General features: G+C 76.6%; 5 protein-coding genes. 2 read left to right on the top strand and 3 right to left on the bottom strand.

Annotated elements, in window-relative coordinates; translation table 11 throughout:
* On the top strand, nt 1–488 hold a 488-nt coding region (locus ACFWH7_RS20885), incomplete at its 5' end, for a hypothetical protein (RefSeq protein ID WP_378219578.1).
* Nucleotides 489–528: 40 nt separating this feature from the next.
* Here ACFWH7_RS20885 and ACFWH7_RS20880 read toward each other — a convergent pair.
* From ACFWH7_RS20880 to ACFWH7_RS20870, 3 genes are all read right to left on the bottom strand, one after another.
* Nucleotides 529–1,317: an alpha/beta fold hydrolase gene (locus tag ACFWH7_RS20880; protein WP_378219576.1), complete on the bottom strand. Its 789-nt coding sequence runs from the start codon at nt 1,315–1,317 to the stop codon at nt 529–531.
* Between the two features lie 80 nt (nt 1,318–1,397).
* Nucleotides 1,398–2,255: an alpha/beta hydrolase gene (locus ACFWH7_RS20875; protein WP_378219574.1), complete on the bottom strand. Its 858-nt coding sequence runs from the start codon at nt 2,253–2,255 to the stop codon at nt 1,398–1,400.
* Between the two features lie 33 nt (nt 2,256–2,288).
* The gene (locus tag ACFWH7_RS20870) at nt 2,289–2,594 is read right to left on the bottom strand and encodes a hypothetical protein (RefSeq protein ID WP_047232918.1); all 306 of its coding nucleotides are present in this window, start codon (nt 2,592–2,594) and stop codon (nt 2,289–2,291) included.
* A gap of 249 nt (nt 2,595–2,843) precedes the next feature.
* Here ACFWH7_RS20870 and ACFWH7_RS20865 point away from each other — a divergent pair, with 249 nt between their 5' ends.
* Nucleotides 2,844–3,827, top strand: a complete 984-nt coding sequence (locus tag ACFWH7_RS20865) for an FKBP-type peptidyl-prolyl cis-trans isomerase (RefSeq protein ID WP_378219571.1) — start codon at nt 2,844–2,846, stop codon at nt 3,825–3,827.
* The last annotated feature ends 71 nt before the right edge of the window (nt 3,828–3,898 follow it).

The following is a 3,898-nucleotide window of genomic DNA, read 5'->3' as shown; positions in this document are numbered from 1 at the left end:
CTCGTCTCGCCCGCCCCCCCGCCCGCGGCGGGGGCCGGCGCCCGCCGCGCGCCCGCGCGGCGCCGGGGCGCGCGCCGGTGAGCGGCCGGCCCCCCCCCCCCCCCCCCGAGGCCGCCGCGCACCAGCAACGCGAGCTCGACCGCCAGCGCGCGCGGGAGAGCGCCGCGGCGCGCGCGCTCCTCGCCGAGTTCGTGGTGCGCGCTCGTGAGCGCGGCCTCGCGCCCGAGCCGCTGCGTGCCCGGTCGTTCGACGGCAGCGCCACGTACCGGACCCCGCTCAAGGGCTGGTACCTGCGCCGCAACCGCAGCGTCGCCGTCGGGGAGGACGGAGAGTTCTACGTCCTCGGGGTGCCCGGCACGGTGCTGGGGCGGCTGCGCGGGGTGGACGTCGAGCCGTCGGACCCGCCGCTCGTGCTGGGCAAGGGCGGCCGGGACGGCGAGTCGATCGACCTCGCGGACGCGCTCGCGCTGGTGCTCGACGGGCGCTGACCGACGGCGGCCCCCGGCACGCCGGGGACGGCCCGCCCGGTCAGGCCGCGGCGCGGGCCAGGAGGTCGGCCAGGGCGTCCGCGACGGCCGCCGGGTCCTCGACCGCGCTCATGTGCCCGGCGCCGGGCACGAGGACCAGCTGCGCGGCGGGCGCGGCGTCGGCCATGTGCTCCGCCTCTGCCGCGGGCGTGAGCGCGTCCTCCTCCCCCACGACGACGGCCACGGGGCCGGCGAACGCCTCGAGGACGTGGGTGCGGTCCGGCCGGGCCGCCATCGCGCGCTGCGACCACGCGACGCCGTCGGGCCGCTGGCCGCGGATCCACTCTTCGAGCCTCGCGGTGAGGTGCTTGCGCGCGGCCTTGCTCGTCTCGCCGAGCATCACGCCCGGCATGCCGAGGACGGCGTCGACGGTCTGGGACCGCGCGGCGTCGTCCGCGATGCGCAGCCTGTTGGCGGCGGCCTCGTCGGTGTCGGCGGTCGACTTGGTGTCCACGAGCCCGAGGCCGGCGACCAGGTCGGGGTGCCGCTCCGCGAGCGCGAGGGCGACGTAGCCGCCCATCGACAGCCCGGCGACGACCGCGTGCGTGATCCCCGCCGCGGTGAGCGCGGAGGCGGTGGCGTCGGCGGAGGTGTCGATCGACGCCGGACCGCCCGCCAGCGGGCTCGCGCCGAGCCCCGGGAGGTCGACGGCGACGACGGTGGGCTCGCCCGGCAGCGCGGCCGCGACGTCCGCCCACATGCGGTGGTCCAGCGGGAAGCCGTGCAGCAGCACGAGCGGGGTCCCGTACCCCTCGCGCAGCGTGAAGGTCTCGAGCGGGGCCGTCGTCACGTCGTCCTCCTCAGGTCGTGCTTCGGTCGTCGTCAGGTCTCGTCCCACCGTGCCACGGCTTCGACCGTCCCGCCGGGGTGTCAGTCGTCGACGCCGTCCGACCGGCTCGCGTCGTAGCTCGCCTGGTCGGAGTCGGCGGTGTCGCGCTCGGCGGTCACGGCCCCGGTCGCGTCGCCGGACCACTCGGTCGGCAGCGGCAGCGGGAACCCGGGGCGGACGTGGCCCACGATCTCGTCGAGCACGCGCCGCACGGACGGCTCCCCCACCCACAGGTGCTTGGCGCCGTCGACGCCGATCACCTCGGCGTTGCGCACGCGCGCGAAGCGTCGGCGCGCCTCGTCGGGGCGCAGGTAGTCGTCGAGCTCGGGGACGAGCACCACGAGGGGCTTGCCGAACGCGTCCCACCGGTCGAGGTCCTCGTCCGTCGCGCGGTGCAGCGGCGGAGACAGCAGGATCGCGCCCTCCACGGCCGGGTCGGTCCCGTGCTTGAGCGCGAGCTCGGTCCCGAACGACCACCCGACGAGCCAGCGGTGCGGCAGGTCGCGGAACTCCGCGAGCTCGATGGCCGCGGCGACGTCGTAGCGCTCGGCCTCGCCGCCGTCGAACGACCCCTCGCTCGTCCCCCGCGGCGACGACGTCCCGCGCGTGTTGAACCGCAGCACCGCGAGGTCCGCCAGGGCGGGCAGGCGCCACGCCGCCTTCCGGTACACGTGGGAGTCCATGTAGCCGCCGTGCGTCGGCAGGGGGTGCAACGTGACGAGGGTCGCGACCGGGTCGCGGTCGGCGGGGAGCGCGAGCTCGCCGACGAGCGTCAGCCCGTCCGCCGTGTGCAGCTCGACGTCCTCGCGCCGTGCGGGCAGGACCGTCAGGGACCGGATGGGGGTCGGACCGGCCGGTGCGTCGGCTCCGGCGGGCGCGGGATCGGGTGCGGTGCTCATCAGGGTCGAGCCTAGTTCGTCCATCGCGGACCTCTACCGGGGACGACGGCGCCCGCGTGCCTGCCAGCACGACGTGTGCCAGTGCCGGCGGTGGTCGAGCGCCGTCTCGGCGCCGAAGAACGAGTCCTCCTGCCACGCCACGACGTGGCCCGTCCCGGGCGGGATCTCCTGGTTGCACCCCGGGCACAGGTACGTCTTGGACCCGCCGCGCACGGTCCGGACCTGCCACTCCCCGTCGGCCCCGGACTCGCGGCGCGCGCCGCCGAGGGCACGGTCCAGGTCGAGGGGCGCGGGCTCCGCTCCCCAGGGTCGCTTGCGGGACGGTCGACGGGACGGCATGCGCCCATTCTCCCCCGGGCGCCGCGCGCGGGGGCTGCCGACGGGCGGGACGACGGTCCGGCGCAGCCGCCGGGCCGGAGGCTCCCAGCGGGTGCCCAGGCAGGACCGCTAGAGTGTCCGCGCCGGTGCTGCACCCGGCGTGCGGACGCGAGGCGGCCCCGACCCGGGACGCCGACGACCGCCGTCCTGCGGGGTGCGGCCCAGACCCGACGGCCCCGCGCCGTCCCACCGACCCGAAGGACCCCCCTCGTGAAGCACCGCACCCTGCGCGGCGTCGCCGCGCTCACCCTGGGCGCCGCCCTCGTCCTCTCCGGCTGCTCGTCGGAGGGCGGGTCCGGCGACGAGACGTCGCCGAGCCCGTCCGAGTCCGACAGCGCGGACGCCGCGACGTCGGCGCCCGAGGACGTCGCGGCGCTCGAGGCCGTGACGGTCACCGGCGACCCGGGCGCCGAGCCCACCGTGGAGTTCGAGACGCCGTTCGCGGTGTCCGGCGCGGCGGCCATCTCGCTGAACGACGGCGACGGCGACGAGATCGCCAAGGGCCAGGAGGTCACTCTGCACCAGGCGGCGTACTCCGGCGCCGACGGCTCCAAGGTGGGGTCGACCTGGGTGGACGACTCGGCGCAGTCGGTCCCGCTCGACGACAACGTGTACCCGCAGCTCATCGAGGTGCTCGTGGGCAAGAAGGTCGGGACCCGCTTCCTGTTCGCGGCGCCCGGCCAGGACGGCACGGCGATCCTCACCGTCGGCGAGGTCACGGCCGTCAAGGACGCCCCGGTCGCTCCCGACCCCGCGGACGTCCCGGACCGCGCCGAGGGCGAGGCCGTGACGCCGGCCGAGGGCCTGCCCGTCGTCACGCTCGACGACACGGGCAAGCCGTCGATCGAGATCCCCGAGGGCTACACCGCGCCGACCGAGCTGGTCGTGCAGCCGCTCATCAAGGGCACCGGCCCCGAGGTCACCGAGGACCAGACGGTCATCGCGCACTACACCGGCTGGAAGCTCGACGGCGAGCAGTTCGACTCGTCGTGGGACCGCGGTGAGCCCTCGACCTTCCCGCTGAGCGGCGTCGTCGCCGGCTGGACCCAGGGCCTGTCTGGCCAGACCGTCGGGAGCCAGGTGCTCCTCGTCATCCCGCCGTCGCTCGGCTACGGCGAGAAGAGCGACGAGAACACGCACGAGCTGGCGGGCGAGACGCTCGTCTTCGTCGTGGACATCCTCGCGGCGTACTGACCCGGCACCGAGCCGACACGGCTCGACGAGGGCCGCACCCCGCTCGGGGGGGGGGGCCCGGGGCCGGGGGT

The sequence above is a fragment of the Cellulosimicrobium cellulans genome (assembly GCF_042723955.1).
Classification (GTDB): domain Bacteria; phylum Actinomycetota; class Actinomycetes; order Actinomycetales; family Cellulomonadaceae; genus Cellulosimicrobium; species Cellulosimicrobium cellulans_H.
The sequence above is the reverse complement of the archived record's forward strand: the minus strand, read 5'-3'. Positions and strand labels throughout refer to the sequence as shown.